At 71.9% G+C, this 11936-nt stretch carries 13 protein-coding genes; 8 read left to right on the forward strand and 5 right to left on the reverse strand.

Annotated elements, in window-relative coordinates; translation table 11 throughout:
• Nucleotides 1-140: 140 nt before the first annotated feature.
• Nucleotides 141-878 carry an SDR family oxidoreductase gene (locus AB4039_RS19975; RefSeq protein WP_442271385.1) on the forward strand — a complete coding sequence of 246 codons (738 nt, stop codon included), beginning with the start codon at nucleotides 141-143 and terminating at the stop codon, nucleotides 876-878.
• A 48-nt stretch (nucleotides 879-926) separates the two neighbouring features.
• On the opposite strand, the gene AB4039_RS19980 is transcribed toward AB4039_RS19975, so the two are convergent.
• Nucleotides 927-2039 carry an alpha/beta hydrolase-fold protein gene (locus AB4039_RS19980; protein ID WP_266844897.1) on the reverse strand — a complete coding sequence of 371 codons (1113 nt, stop codon included), beginning with the start codon at nucleotides 2037-2039 and terminating at the stop codon, nucleotides 927-929.
• A gap of 201 nt (nucleotides 2040-2240) precedes the next feature.
• On the opposite strand from AB4039_RS19980, the gene lpdA reads away from it, so the two are divergent.
• Complete coding sequence (lpdA, locus tag AB4039_RS19985; protein ID WP_442271386.1) at nucleotides 2241-3644, forward strand: dihydrolipoyl dehydrogenase; 1404 nt, start codon at nucleotides 2241-2243, stop codon at nucleotides 3642-3644.
• Nucleotides 3645-3941: 297 nt separating this feature from the next.
• Here lpdA and AB4039_RS19990 read toward each other — a convergent pair whose 3' ends face one another.
• The 3 genes from AB4039_RS19990 to AB4039_RS20000 all read right to left on the reverse strand — a co-directional run bounded on the left by AB4039_RS19990 (nucleotide 3942) and on the right by AB4039_RS20000 (nucleotide 5851).
• The gene (locus tag AB4039_RS19990) at nucleotides 3942-4724 is read right to left on the reverse strand and encodes a maleylpyruvate isomerase family mycothiol-dependent enzyme (protein ID WP_266844895.1); all 783 of its coding nucleotides are present in this window, start codon (nucleotides 4722-4724) and stop codon (nucleotides 3942-3944) included.
• 98 nt (nucleotides 4725-4822) lie between these two features.
• Nucleotides 4823-5320: a GNAT family N-acetyltransferase gene (locus AB4039_RS19995; RefSeq protein WP_266844893.1), complete on the reverse strand. Its 498-nt coding sequence runs from the start codon at nucleotides 5318-5320 to the stop codon at nucleotides 4823-4825.
• Nucleotides 5321-5419: 99 nt separating this feature from the next.
• A complete protein-coding gene (locus tag AB4039_RS20000) occupies nucleotides 5420-5851 on the reverse strand; it encodes a MarR family transcriptional regulator (RefSeq protein ID WP_266844891.1) in 432 nt (143 codons plus the stop codon).
• 88 nt (nucleotides 5852-5939) lie between these two features.
• On the opposite strand from AB4039_RS20000, the gene AB4039_RS20005 reads away from it, so the two are divergent.
• The 6 genes from AB4039_RS20005 (at nucleotide 5940) to AB4039_RS20030 (ending at nucleotide 10717) form a co-directional block, all read left to right on the forward strand.
• Entirely contained in the window at nucleotides 5940-6863 is a 924-nt protein-coding gene (locus AB4039_RS20005; protein ID WP_442271387.1) for a quinone oxidoreductase family protein, read from the forward strand.
• A gap of 194 nt (nucleotides 6864-7057) precedes the next feature.
• Nucleotides 7058-7717 (forward strand): DUF4360 domain-containing protein, encoded by a 660-nt coding sequence (locus tag AB4039_RS20010; RefSeq protein ID WP_266844888.1) that lies wholly within the window; start codon nucleotides 7058-7060, stop codon nucleotides 7715-7717.
• Between the two features lie 226 nt (nucleotides 7718-7943).
• Nucleotides 7944-8747 carry an ABC transporter substrate-binding protein gene (locus AB4039_RS20015; RefSeq protein WP_266844931.1) on the forward strand — a complete coding sequence of 268 codons (804 nt, stop codon included), beginning with the start codon at nucleotides 7944-7946 and terminating at the stop codon, nucleotides 8745-8747.
• Complete coding sequence (locus tag AB4039_RS20020) at nucleotides 8744-9544, forward strand: amino acid ABC transporter permease (RefSeq protein WP_266844886.1); 801 nt, start codon at nucleotides 8744-8746, stop codon at nucleotides 9542-9544. The genes AB4039_RS20015 and AB4039_RS20020 overlap by 4 nt, the downstream gene beginning before the upstream one ends.
• Nucleotides 9545-9551: 7 nt before the next feature.
• On the forward strand, nucleotides 9552-10385 hold the full coding sequence (locus AB4039_RS20025) for an amino acid ABC transporter ATP-binding protein (protein WP_266844885.1): 834 nt from the start codon (nucleotides 9552-9554) through the stop codon (nucleotides 10383-10385).
• A gap of 164 nt (nucleotides 10386-10549) precedes the next feature.
• The gene (locus tag AB4039_RS20030) at nucleotides 10550-10717 is read left to right on the forward strand and encodes a hypothetical protein (RefSeq protein ID WP_266844884.1); all 168 of its coding nucleotides are present in this window, start codon (nucleotides 10550-10552) and stop codon (nucleotides 10715-10717) included.
• Nucleotides 10718-10775: 58 nt separating this feature from the next.
• Here the strand turns inward: AB4039_RS20030 and AB4039_RS20035 are convergent.
• Nucleotides 10776-11936 (reverse strand): carotenoid oxygenase family protein (locus AB4039_RS20035; protein WP_442271388.1); only part of this gene is annotated, 1161 nt, incomplete at its 5' end.

An 11936-nucleotide genomic window follows, 5' to 3' on the forward strand; every position in this document is an offset into this window, starting at 1 on the left:
AGCGCTCGCCATCCCCTCTCAGGCTCTCCGCCTTGCTAAGTGGGGGCGTGCCCACTTAGCCTGAAGTAAGTGGGGGCTCCCCCACTTCCACTGTAGGCCAACGCATCGGCCTGCGCGCACCCCTCACGGAAGGACCGGCCATGTCAGGCATCGAGGGCAAGGTCATCGCACTCACGGGCGCCAGCAGCGGCATCGGAGAGGCGACGGCGCTCCATCTCGCCGAAAGGGGGGCCCACCTGGTGCTCGGGGCCCGGCGGGAGGACCGGCTGAACGCGGTGGTGGACCGGATCACGGCGCGGGGCGGCTCGGCCGTCGGGGTCGTCGTCGACGTGTCGCGCCGTGCGGACCTCAAGCGGCTGACCGGCGTGGCGGCCGACCGCTTCGGCCGGCTCGACGTCCTGGTCTCCAACGCCGGCACCATGGCGGTCTCGCCGTTGGACGAGTTGTGCCAGGACGACTGGGACGCCATGGTCGCCACCCACATCACGGGCCTGCTGAACGGCATCGGGGCGGCGCTGCCCGTCTTCCGGAGGCAGCGCTCCGGTCAGTTCGTCAACGTCGCCTCCACCGCCGCCTACGTCGTCAAGGCTCCCCAGACCGTCTACGCGGCCACCAAGACGGCCGTGAAGGTCCTGACCGAAGGGCTGCGGCAGGAGGCCGGCCCCGATCTCCGCGTCACCCTCGTCTCGCCCGGCTTCACCCACACGGAGGGCGTGGGCAAGGGGGCGAGCCCCGAGGTGGCGGCGGCGATGACCCGGCAGCGGGACGAGATCGCCATGCCGCCCTCCGCCATCGCCTCCGCCATCGGTTACGCGATCGGGCAGCCCGACGGCATCGACGTCAGCGAGATCGTCGTCCGTCCCACGGCGCAGGCCTGACGGCCGCCGCGGAGCGGGGGCGCGCCACCCGGGAGGTCACCCGGGAGGTCACCCCGCGTTGACGCGGGCGCTGACCCACTCCAGGGAGGGCGGGATCTCACGCCGCCAGGTGTTGAAGTTGTGCCCGCCGTGGTCGAGGGTGATCGACGAGACGTGCGCGGGGGCCTTCACCTTCCGGATGAACTGCTGCGTCGGCTTGAGGTTCGGCTCGCCCTGCAGGGAGCTGGTGACCAGGAAGGAGGACTTGCCCTGCGGCAGGTGGTCCAGGCTCCACAGCAGGTCCGCCCGCTTCTCCTCCTCCTTGTTGCCGTGGAACAGGTCGCCCGAGTCCGCGTCGATCTCCGGCTTGTAGTCGGCCGACAGGCCGACCCCGGCCGCGTAGCGCTCGGGGTGCTCCAGAGCGATCTTCAGCGCGCAGTAACCACCCGTCGAGTCACCCATGATGGCCCAGCTCGACGGCACGTTCTTCACCCGGTACGTGCCCGACACGGCCTGCGGGAGGTCGGTGGCGAAGTAGGTCTCGCTCTGCGGCCCCCCGGGGACGTCCACGCACTGGGTGTTGCGGGTGGGGATCACCGACGGCCGCATCATCACGAGGACCATCGGCTGCGTCTTCTTGTGCTTGGCCAGCTTCCAGGCCGTCTTCGGGTAGTCGAGTCCCTTGATCAGGTTCTCCGACGTGCCCGGGAAACCGGTGAGGACCACGGTGGCGGGGAACGTTCTGTGCTCGTTGCCCTTCTGGAAGTACTCGGGCGGCAGGTACACGTAGGCCGATGTGGCGGTCTTGGACCGCTGCCCCTGGATCGTCACCTTCTCGATCACGCCGCCCACGCGCGGCGTGGCGCCGCCGGGCACGTCGACCGGCTGCCGGCCGAGGATCTTCACGCCCGTAGCGTCACCCTGCCCCGGGTCGAGCGCCGGCGGTGCCTGCGCGTGCCCGGCCAGCTCGGCCCATGAGCCGTAGATCAGGAAGCTCCGGTTGGCCGCCAGTCCGATCGAGGCCACGAGCAGCAGCTGGAGCACCACGACCAGCGCGATCCTGCCGAACACCTTGCGCGGGCCGCCCTTCGACAGCCGTGGCCACAGCCAGACGGTCAGGGCGAACAGCAGGAGCGTGCACAGCAGGGCCAGCACGAGGGGGGCACCACTCGTCAGCTTCATGGATCGGTGAGGCTTTCTGTCGGCTGTCGGTCAGGACCCGCGGGCCCGTCGGCCCGCGTCGGCGTGCCAACCAGGGAGAGGGCAGAGCGGAGCAAAAGGTTGCGGGCCTTGAGGTGATCTTCGAACACCCGCTCCCGGAACCCGGCGTAACGTGGGCGTGAACTCACTTGCGCACGACTTGTTATGGGAAGGAATCCATCCATGCAGGAGCATTTCGACGTCGTCGTCCTCGGGGCCGGCCCCGGCGGATACGTTGCCGCCATCCGTGCCGCCCAGCTGGGCCGCAGCGTCGCGGTCGTCGAGGAGAAGTACTGGGGCGGCGTCTGTCTGAACGTCGGCTGCATCCCCACCAAGGCGCTCCTGCGCAACGCCGAGCTGGCACACCTGTTCACCCACGAGGCCAAGACCTTCGGCATCAAGGTGGACGGCGAGGTGTCCTTCGACTACGGCGAGGCGTTCCGGCGCAGCCGCCGGGTCGCGGACGGCCGGGTCAAGGGCGTCCACTACCTGATGAAGAAGAACGGGATCACCGAGTTCGACGGCCGGGGCACTTTCCTCGACGACCGGACCCTGCGGGTCGCCGAGGCGGGCGGCACCACCCGGGAGATCTCCTTCGACGACTGCATCATCGCCACCGGCGCCACCCCGAAGCTGCTGCCCGGCACGCGGCGCAGCGACCGCGTGGTCTCGTACGAGGAGCAGATCCTCGCCGAGGACGTGCCCGGGTCCATCGTGATCGCGGGCGCCGGGGCCATCGGCATCGAGTTCGCGTACGTCCTGCACAACTACGGCGTGAAGGTCACCATCGTCGAGTTCCTGGACCGGATCGCCCCGCTGGAGGACGCGGACGTCTCCGCCGAACTGGCCAAGCAGTACCGCAAGCTGGGGATCGACGTCCTGACCTCGACCCGCGTCGAGTCGATCGACGAGTCGGGCCCGCAGGTCCGGGTCACCGTCACCGGCGCCGACGGCGCGACGAAGGTGCTGGAGGCCGACAAGGTGCTCCAGGCCATCGGCTTCGCGCCGAACGTTTCCGGCTACGGGCTGGAGGCCACCGGCGTACGGGTAACCGAGCGCGGCGCCATCGACGTCGACGGCCGCTGCCGCACCTCGGTGCCGCACATCTACGCCATCGGCGACGTCACCGCCAAGCTGATGCTCGCGCACACGGCCGAGGCCATGGGCGTCGTCGCAGCCGAGACCATCGCGGACGCGGAGACGATGGAGCTGGACTACCCGATGATCCCGCGGGCGACCTACTGCCAGCCGCAGATCGCGAGCTTCGGCTGGACCGAGGCGCAGGCGAAGGAGAAGGGCTTCGACGTCCGCGTCGCCAAGTTCCCCTTCACCGCCAACGGCAAGGCGCACGGCCTCGGTGACACGGCCGGCTTCGTGAAGCTGATCAGCGACGCCACGCACGGCGAGATCATCGGTGCCCACCTGATCGGCCCCGACGTCACCGAGCTCCTGCCGGAGCTGACGCTGGCGCAGCAGTGGGACCTGACGGTGCACGAGGTCGCGCGCAACGTCCACGCGCACCCGACCCTCGGCGAGGCCGTCAAGGAGGCCGTCCACGGACTGGCCGGCCACATGATCAACTTCTGAGTCCCGCCGCGGGGCGGGAACCCGGCGCCGCCTGGGCTCGATCCCGTGAACGGGAACGACCTCACGCGCACCGGGGAAATCCTCCCCGGCAGGGGATGCTCGACGGCTTGGGCCGGCCTCACGGACCGCTCCCTCACCGCACGGGGGCGGGCCGTGGAGCCGGAGCCCGAGCCGTACCGGGTCACCTACGCGCCGGAGACCGGCGACGCGTACGTGACCTCGGCGCCGCGGGTCACGGTCGGGACCGGGGCCCTGATGGCGGCGCGCCGACCGGACCGGCCGGCGCGCCGGGCGCGGTCAGAACGCCGAGTGGGTGAACCAGAGGTCGAGCAGGGCGGCGTCCCCGGTGCTCTCCACACCCGGCGCCGTGCGCGCGGTGCGGCCGTAGAGGACGAGCAGCAGATCGGCGGCCGGCGCGCTGACGGTCGCGTCGGCGGCTTCGCCCTCGGCACCGTCCCCCGCCCCGTCGGCGACGAGGCCGAATCCGTCGGGGCGCAGGCGGACCAGCCACGAGCCGTCCGTGTCGGTGCACCGGAAGCGGATCGTCCGGCCCGTTCCCCGCAGCTGGGCCACCCCGGGCGCGAACGGGGTGGCGTAGGGCAGGTTGACGAGGAACTCGTCCACGCCGTCCCGCGCGAGCGGGGCGTCGATGGAGGACGCGAGCCCCAGGGCGCGCTCCGCGTCGACGCGGTGGACCAGGGTCTCGAACAGCATCCGGCGGATCCAGAACCGGGCGTGGCCGTCGGCTCCCCAGACCCACATGGGTGCGTCGCGGTCGGTCGCGGCGAACACCTCGGCCGCCGCGGCGGCGCCGGCGGCCAGCCAGTCGGCGTAGTCCTCCTCGCGCTCGGGAAGGCGCAGGTCCACGTCACGGCTCGTCGGGCGTTCCTGCACCTTCTGGAGCAGCAGCGCGGAGAACCAGCGGTGCACGCCCCCGCAGTGCCGGACCAGATCGGCGAGGGTCCAGCCCGGACAGGTGGGTACGGGGGCCGTCAGGTCGGCGCCGCGGACCAGGTCCACGAACCGTGCGGTCTGCGCGGCGACGGCCGCCGCGTGATCGGGCTGCTCGGCTGTGCTCATCGGGTGGTGCCTTCCTGACCTGGGGGTTCGTCTCTTCCGGCACTCTTTCACAGGGCTCGGGAGGTGCGGGCACGGGGGGCGTCAGGGGTGTGCGGGCGTCAGCAGGCCCGTTCGTACTCGACCTGGTCGAGGGGGTTGCCGTCGCCGAAGTCGTGAGGGCGCGAGGCGCCGGTCTCGGTGAAGCCGCACTTGGCGTAGAAGCGGCGCGACTGCGGTGTCCCGCGCAGCGTCCACAGGTGCACCCGGGCGAATCCGTCCTCGCGCAGCCGGCTCAGGGTCGCGTCCATCAGGGCGGCGGCGATCCCGCTGCCCCAGCCGTCGGGGTGGCCGTAGACGGAGAAGATCTCGGCGAGGCCGGGCCGGTCGGGGGAGGCGGCGAAGAAGCTCAGGGCCAGCGGGCGGCCGTCGACCGCGGCGAGCAGGACCGTCTCGGAACCCCCGCCGACCCGCGCGTGCCACCGGTGTCGCCGGTCCTCCACCGCCCGTGCGGCGAAATCGGGGGCGAAGAAGGGCGCGTAGGCGGCCTCCCAGGCCGCGGCGTGGATCTCACCGAGCACGGCCCCGTCGGCCGGGCCCGCGCGACGAATTTCGATCATGCGGCGAGCCTACAGCGCAACGGGCCGGGCACGCCGGGGTGTTGAGGGCGTCACCTCACACGCTTCACCTCACCTCACACCACCTCACCGCACGCCCGGCTACGGCGCTTCGTGGAGCCGCGTCAGCAGGGCGATCAGCTGCCGCTGTTCGTGGGGGTCCAGGGGAGCCAGCAGCGCCGCGTTGGCCGTCCCGGCGAGCCGCGCGCAGCGGGCGAGGGTCGCCCCGCCCTCCGGGGTGAGCGTGACGGCGTTCTTGCGGCGGTCGGCCGGGTCGGGGGCGCGCAGGACGAGTCCGCCCTGCTGGAGGTGGTTGAGGAGGCCCACCATGTCCTTCGGGTCGACCGCCAGGAGGCGGCACAGGTCGGCCTGGGCGACGGGTCCGTACTCGGCGGTCGCGGCCAGGACCGCGTGGTGCATGAGGCCCAGCCCCTCGGCGGAGAGCGCGTCGGCGACCAGCCCGCGGCCGCGTGTCGCGACGCGGCCGACGAGCCAGGTCGGCAGGGACCGGATGTGTGCGAGGGGGGACGTCATGGGGCCAGCCTAACGAAAGTCGTTGGACATCCCCACGATTTCCCGCTTATCGTTGGGACATCCAATGAATCCGGATCGGGGAGGTCCTGTGCTGCGCATCCGTCACGAGGTCAACGGCGGACCCGAGGTACTGTTCGCCGAACACGTCGACCGGCCCGTCGCGGGCCCCGGTGAACTGCTGGTCCGGGCCGAAGCCGTCGGCGTGACGCTGCCCACCGTGCGCAAGGTCAGGGACGGCGACGGGCCCGTTTCCTTCGGCGGCGAGATCGCCGGAGAGGTCGTCGCCACCGGCCCGGGGGTGAGCGGCTTCGCCGTCGGGGACCGCGTCACCGGACTGTGCTTCGCCGACGCCTACGCCGAGTTCGCGGTGCTCGGGGCCGCACTGGCCTCCCGCGTCCCCGACGGCGTGAGCGCGGTGCAGGCCGTCGCGCTGGTGCGCAGCGGCCTCGTGGCCCGCGGCGCCCACGCGGCCGCCCGCGTCGAGCCCGGCGAGTCGGTCCTCGTCACCGCCGCGGCCGGTGCGGTGGGCGGCCTCGCCGTCCAGTACGCCAGGGCCGCCGGGGCCGGGCGCGTCGTCGCCGCCGTCAGCAGCGCCGACAAGGCCGATTTCGTCCGCGGCCTGGGCGCGGACCGGGTCGTCCTGTACGAGGACGCCGACTGGGGAGCCCCGTACGACGTGGTCCTCGACGGCGTCGGCGGCGACCTGCTCGGCCCCGCCGTCCGCGCCCTCGCCACCGGCGGCCGCATCGTGGCGTACGGCTCGGGCGGCGGCACGGTCGAGGCCTACGAGCTGCTCGTCCGCGGCGCCTCGATGATCGGCTTCCAGATGCGGGCGATCGCCTTCGGCAAGCCCGAACTGTACGAGCGCTGGCAGCGCGAACTCTGGGAACTGCACGCGGCGGGCACCCTGCGCCCCGCCGTCCACGAGGAGATCCCGCTCGCCGAGGCGGCCCGCGCCCACGCCGTCATCGAACAGCGCCGCAACCTCGGCAAGGTGGTCCTGGTCCCGTAGCGGCCGGACGGGCCGCCCGGCGCGGCCCTTCCGCTGCCCCCGTCCGCAGCCCCTCCGCGACCCGGCCGACTCGGCCGTCCGGGGGGACACGCCGCTGCCCCGGAGGCGGCGCGTGCCGCGCCTACGACGGCGGTCGCGGGCGGTGTGGAACGGTTCGAGCCGGTCACGCAGAGCAGCGATCGGAAGGACTTCCCATGTTCAGAACGGTGTTCATCGCCGGCGCGGCCGCGGCCCTCGCCGCCTCCGCCCTCACGCCGTCCGCCGGGGCCACCACCGCCGCCCCGGCCCCCGCACCCCCCGACAAGATCACCATCGACGTGGTCCAGGTCAACGGCTCCGGCTGCCGGCCCGGCAGCGCCACCGTCGCGGTCTCCCCCGACAACACCGCCTTCACGGTGGCCTACAGCGAGTACACGGCGCAGGTCGGCAAGGACACCAAGGCGACCGACTTCCGCAAGAACTGCCAGCTCGGCCTGAGCGTGAACGTTCCCCAGGGCTACACCTTCGCCATCACCCAGGCGGACTACCGGGGCTTCGCCAGCCTCGCGCCCGGTGCGAGCGGCGAGCAGAGGGCCAGCTACTACTTCCAGGGCATGTCCGAGACCGCCCGCCGCAGCCACACCCTGCGCGGCCACTACCAGGACAACTGGCAGGCCACCGACCAGGTCGCGATCGAGGCCCTCGTCTACCACCCGTGCGGGGCGAAGCGGAACCTCAACATCAACACCGAGCTGATCGCACAGGCCGGCACGTCCGACACGGCCAACACCACCAGCTTCCTGACGATGGACTCCACCGACGGCAGCATCAACACCAAGTACCACTTCGCCTGGAAGACCTGCCCGCAGCGCTGAGCCGCAGCCGATCKGGTGGCGGGGCGCAACAGGCACTGTCCGGCCGCGCGAGGGCGATGTCCGGCCACGTCTGCGCCGCGTCACGCCGGCTCCGCCGTCCCGCCCCACCCCGGGCTTACGATCTCGACGGACGGTCCCTCCCGTGACCGCTCCCACCCCGCATCCGTGGAGGTCAACCGTGTTCCGGACGGCCGCAGGACACCGCAGTCGGCGCAGCAGTCCCCGTATCCGCGCCACGGCCTGGCTCGCCGCCGCGGCGGGCGTGTTGCTCGCCGCGGGCTGCTCCTCCGGCGGCAGCGGCCCGGGAGAGGCGGCCGGAGGCGTCCCGGTCGTGGAGAAGGGCAAACTGACCACCTGCACCCATCTGCCCTATCCGCCGTTCCAGTTCGAGCAGAACGGCAAGGTCGTCGGCTTCGACGTGGCCCTGATCGACCTCGTCGCCCGGAACCTGAAGGTCGAACAGAAGATCCTCGACACCCCGTTCGAAAACTTCAAGACCGGGGCCTTCCTGAACTCCGGCCAGTGCGACCTCGCCGCGGCCGGCATGACGATCACCGACGAACGCAAGAAGAACGTGGACTTCTCCGTCCCCTACTTCGACGCGACCCAGGCCCTCCTCGCGACCAAGAAGAGCGGTGTCACCACGCTCGCCGAGCTCAAGGCCAAGGGCGGGAAACTGGGCGCGCAGGCGGAGACCACCGGGGAGAGCTACGCCAAGGCGCAGGGGTTCAACCCGGTCTCCTTCGAGAGCTCGGACGCGGTGCTGAACGGACTGCGCACCGGCCAGGTCGACGCGGTCGTGATCGACTACCCGGTCGTCCAGGGCTGGCTCAAGGACAAGGCGAACGCCGCCGAGTTCGTCCTGGGCCAGAACATCGAGACCGGCGAGAAGTACGGCTTCTCGGTGAAGAAGGGCAACGCCGCCCTCCTCGCCGCGATCGACAAGGCGATCACCACCGCCAAGGCCGACGGCACCTACAAGAAGCTCTACGAGCAGTGGATCGGCCCCCTGCCCCAGGCCACGTCGTGACCTCTCGGCTGACCCGGCGCCAGCGGCGCCGGGTCTGGCAGTGGATCCAGTACGCGGTCTTCGTGGCCGTGCTGGTCCTGGTGGTCGTCCTCGCCGACTGGGACCGGCTGGCGAACCAGTTCGCGCAGCCCGGCCTGGCCGCCCGGCTCTTCCCGGACATCATCACCATCGCCCTGCGCAACACGGTGGTGTACACCTTCTCCGGATTCCTCTTCGGCCTCGTGCTCGGCCTGGTCGTGGCCATGATGAGGCTGTCCTCGGTGGCCCCCTACCGGTGGGTCGCCGGTGTCTACATCGAACTGTTCCGGGGTCTGCCCGCACTGCTCATCTTCATCTTCGTGGGCGTGGCGGTGCCGCTGGCCTTCCCCGGCGCCGAGATCCCCGGCGGCATCTACGGCAAGGTCGCGCTCGGCCTCGGGCTGGTGGCGGCCGCCTACATGGCGGAAACGATTCGGGCCGGCATCCAGGCCGTGCCCAAAGGGCAGATGGAGGCGGCCCGTTCGCTGGGCTTCTCGCACGCCCGCGCCATGGCCTCGGTGATCATCCCGCAGGCCTTCCGCATCGTGATCCCGCCGCTCACCAACGAACTGGTCCTGCTCTTCAAGGACTCCTCCCTGGTGCTCTTCCTCGGAGTGACGCTGGAGCAGCGGGAACTGACGAAATTCGGCCGGGACCTCGCCAGCGAGACCGCCAACTCCACCCCGATCCTGGTCGCGGGCCTGTGCTACCTCCTGGTGACCGTGCCGCTGAGCTTCGTGGTGCGCCGCCTGGAAGCCCGTGCCGACAAGGCCACGTGAGGAAGACATGCCACAGCAGACACCACCGGCGGACACGGCGCCGGCGGACCGCCCGGAGATCGAGATCCGTGACCTGCACAAGTCCTTCGGCGACAACCACGTCCTGCGCGGCATCGACCTGGACGTCGCCCCCGGCGAGGTCGTCTGTGTCATCGGCCCGTCCGGCTCCGGCAAGTCGACGCTGCTGCGCTGCGTGAACCTGCTGGAGGAACCGAGCCGGGGCACCGTCCACGTCGGCGGTACCGAACTCACCGACCCCGACGTCGACATCGACGCCGTCCGCCGCCGCATCGGGATGGTCTTCCAGCAGTTCAACCTCTTCCCGCACGTGAACGTCACCGGCAACCTCACGCTGCCGCAGCGGCGGGTGCTGGGCCGGGACAAGGCCCGGGCCGCCGAGGTCGCCCGGGAGAACCTGGAACGGGTCGGTCTCGCGGACAAGGCGGGCGCCTTCCCGGCCCAGCTGTCCGGCGGACAGCAGCAGCGCGTGGCGATCGCCCGGGCCCTGTCGATGGGGCCGGAGGTGATGCTGTTCGACGAGCCGACCTCGGCGCTCGACCCCGAACTCGTCGGCGAGGTCCTCTCGGTGATGCGGCTGCTCGCCGGCGAGGGCATGACCATGATGGTCGTCACCCACGAGATGAGCTTCGCCCGGGAGGTCGCGGACCGCGTCGTGTTCATGGACGGGGGAGTGATCGTCGAGCAGGGGCCGGCGGCGCAGGTGATCACGCGCCCGGAACACGAGCGGACCAGGAACTTCCTCGAACGCATCCTGGACCCCGCGGCGGCCGAGCCGCCCGTCGGCGACGGCGACGGCGACGGAGAAACCACCGCCACGTAGCGGGCCACGACCCCGGTCCGCTCCGGCCGCCCCCCGCCGCACGAGGGTCTTGTCATGGTGTGACGAGATGCCGTTGGGTGCGTTCGAGTGGGGCGGAGCGCGGCGCGCAACCGGGAGCACAGAAGTGATGAGTCCTCACGGTCGGTCATGACATTGGAGGTCCGATGGACACGCAGCCCACGTACGCACTGTCGTCGCGGACGCCGCGATGGGCGCTCGACCCCTACCGGTTCCCCGGGCTGGAGGGCCTCGACGTGGACGAGGCCCTCCCCGACGCCGTCGCCCCGCCGTCCGTCCGCTCCGCGGAAGCCCCGCAGCGCCCCGCCCGCTGAAGGGGCCCGCCGCCGCACTCCCGGGGAGGCGGTGCCGGCCGGGCCGTCGGGGTCCTCGTCACCGCCGGCCGGGGGCGGCGCCGCCGGGTCCGGTCAGGGCGGCGTCCGGGATCCACGAGCCGTGGATCATGGCGGGCACCCGGCGCGGCAGGTGGACCGTGGCCACCGTCGCCAGGGCCGGATCCCCGGCGTCCAGGACGAGCAGCCGTGAGGCGTCGGCGTTCAGGTCGCCGACCACCGTCAGGAGGTAACCGGCGTCCTCCTCGGTGGCGCCGGCCGCCGGGACGAACACGGCCTCGCTGGGGAGCTGTCCGGCGTCGAACGGCCGCAACAGGCGGGCGCCGGTGGCGCGGTCGTACTTCACGAGGGTGTGCCGGTCGACGCCCCGGTCGTCGGGGAAGGCGAGCGCGTACTGGTAGCGGTGCTCGCGCCCGGTGAACGCGTCGTTGATCGTCGGGAACTCGACCGTGAGGTCGTCGCTCTCCTCCTCCGCGGTCCGCCCGGTCGCCGGGTCCACGGTCCAGCGCCGGCTCCGGGAGCCGGAGGCGGGCTCGGCGCCGCGGTCGGGGGCGCCGACCCACCAGTTCCAGGAGCGCTGCCAGCCGTCGCGGCCCACGGACGGGCCTTCGATGACGATCCGCCCGCGGGCGTCCTCGTAGGCGTTGGCGAGGTGCATGGCGAAACCCTGGCCGATCTCGAACCAGCGGACGCGCCGGGCGCCGCCCGCCCCCCGGGGCAGGACGCCGATGCGCGACGGCTGCGCGTCGCTCCAGCCGTACGGGATGCCGGAACGCTCGGAGGGGTCGAAGGTGACGGAGCCCTCCAGGAAGACCACGTGGTGCTCGGTGAGGGCGAAGTCGTGTTTGAGGGCGGCGGTGGCGCCCGGCACCTCCTGGCTGTCCAGGACCTGCCCGTCGGCCGAGGCCACGTGGTGGATCAGGTACGGGGGGAAGGGCGAGGAGGAGAAGAAGTGGAGCTCGCCGGTGGCCGGGTCCTGCTTGGGGTGCGCGGTCATCGCGGAGGTGAGCCGGCCGGCGAAGTCGTACGCGCCGACGGTCTCCAGGTCCGGCGTGAGCTCGAAGGGGAGGTTGGCCTCGCACAGGGCCAGCAGGCGTCCGCCGTGCTCGATGACGTGGGTGCCGGYGGTGCTGGCGGTCAGGTCGGGTCCGTGCTCGGTCATGTAGGGGGCGCCGTCGAGGGCGGGGGTGTGGACCCAGCG

Source organism: Streptomyces sp. M-16, from assembly GCF_052114405.1.
Lineage (GTDB): Bacteria > Actinomycetota > Actinomycetes > Streptomycetales > Streptomycetaceae > Streptomyces.